2 protein-coding genes are annotated in these 1,728 nt (G+C 52.6%); one reads left to right on the top strand and one right to left on the bottom strand.

The annotated features are described in order from the left end of the window. Positions 1 to 612: hypothetical protein (locus HWN72_RS30600; RefSeq protein WP_211152311.1), on the top strand; the 612-nt coding region annotated here is incomplete at its 5' end. Between the two features lie 148 nt (positions 613 to 760). On the opposite strand, the gene HWN72_RS30595 is transcribed toward HWN72_RS30600, so the two are convergent. After that, on the bottom strand, positions 761 to 1,381 hold the full coding sequence (locus tag HWN72_RS30595; RefSeq protein WP_211152310.1) for a DUF3885 domain-containing protein: 621 nt from the start codon (positions 1,379 to 1,381) through the stop codon (positions 761 to 763). Positions 1,382 to 1,728 lie beyond the last annotated feature (347 nt).

The raw sequence follows: 1,728 nt of genomic DNA, 5'->3' as shown, positions 1-1,728 counted from the left end.
CCTGACCGGACACGCCCCATTGCAGACGAGAAACAACCATGGAATGATTTCTTCGTGATTGATCTTCCTGCACCACCTAGCAAACCGCCTATCGAAGCGTTGGCGGATTGCGGCCTTGATGCTCAGGGCTTGACGGTTTCCTACGACGAAAGCGCAGAGAGGTATTACATTTATATCTCAACACGTGCGGGCGCTCGCAAAGCTAACCTTCAATGTATTTGGGATGCAACATGGCCAGAGTTCGTCCAGCTTGAAGATAAGCAATTGCAGGAAGATTATGAGGAACTTTCCAATAACCGTTTTGAACCAATTGCGATCGAATCGGCAAAAGAAAGCCTAAAAAATAGTGGGTTGCTCGAAAGACTGCCCAGCCGAGCCAATTTTACGAGTACGGCAGAGTTCGCAATTGCAATCGAGCATCTTTGTGGCTTCGCGACCAATCAAATTCTGCAAGTGAACGGCGACGAAATTTCAATGGTGCCTCATCATGGATCGCTAAGTGATTCCGATTTCGAGCGTATCGGTTGCGTGTTTTCGGCGTTAACAGCGTCTGGCGAAGGCAAGATTGGAATCATCGGAAACGCTCCGCCTGCAATTTCCGACGAAAAATAGCCGTTCGACCTAAGACTGCAATCCACCCATTATAGCTGGTCCAAGCGGTCAATCGCGTAGAGTGCTGGCGCAAAGCAGTCGGTCCGGTTCCAGGCAGCGCGGAAAGAGCGATGCGAAAACCGGGGTGGGTGGTTTGCTGCCATAAGTTCTAGAACAGCTTCTCCATCCGTTCACGGTCATGGTCGAGAAGCCAATCTGCGAAGTCGGTGTAAATTCCATGAAGCTTGGCTGGCTCAAATGCAATCACGTCCATTCCTCGGTCGTCGTAGACATGCAGCATCACAGATTCAAAAGGATCAAGTAGGAAGGTTACGACCGGAGCGCTCGGATAGATGGGCATCTCGCAGGCAACGGCGTGCCAAAGAATAGTGTCGCGAGCTAACTTGTCCCGACCCAGATCATAGCTGCGCAGTGTCCATACATACGCTTCGTCATCTGGATCAGGATAAAGCGTTGCCTGCCATTCGTTTATCAGCGGCCTGTCAAACCCCGTAGCCTGCAAGGCAGCAAATCCGTCCGTCATTTCGTCAGGGAGTCCTGCTGGAAATGGCGATTGCCCCTTCCAAGCAACCACTGCCACGCAGTTCTCGGTGAACAGCGCGTCGGTTATGATAGATGCTCGACGATGGGCTTGAAGAAAACGAGGAACTTGCTGGACGTTATTATCGAACTCTTCGCCGCCCAACTCGAACCGCAGGCGAGCCTCCCCGGCGACAAAGTGCATCGCCCACAAGCTTGACCATAGATGCTCAATTGAGGCAATATTCATAGAGTTAGGTAGGCAGATGGAACGTCAGATTGCAATGTCTGCAAGGGGGCGTGTTCGGTCAGGCCGGTTTTCTTCGCGTGCGGCGAGCATCGGACGGGCGGGAATGTAGCCCGACCTCCGGTCCCCTGAGGGACCGAAAGGGGTGGCTAGCTGACGCAAGCCTTGGCGGCATTTACAACGCGGGAGGGCAATTCTTTTCGCGATTTGAACACAACAGAAGTTCCATCGTAATTCAAAGTCAGTAAGAAGTGGCTTGGCTCGTCTGAACAGCCTTTGACGTTTGATAAGTGGATCGTCTGCGGGTTGGTTGTTCAAGCTGCCGCCTGCGGGGCGTCATGGAGGTCGGG

Origin of the sequence: Novosphingobium sp. HR1a (assembly GCF_015594425.1) — a bacterium.
In the GTDB taxonomy this organism is placed as follows: Bacteria; Pseudomonadota; Alphaproteobacteria; order Sphingomonadales; family Sphingomonadaceae; genus Novosphingobium; species Novosphingobium resinovorum_A.
Note: the sequence above shows the minus strand (reverse complement) of the source record. Positions and strands in the feature narration are given on the sequence as shown.

Excerpts from the sequence above, each read along its gene's own strand:
- HWN72_RS30595 (WP_211152310.1), bottom strand. The coding sequence starts at position 1,381 with ATGAATATTGCCTCAATTGAGCATCTATGGTCAAGCTTGTGGGCGATG.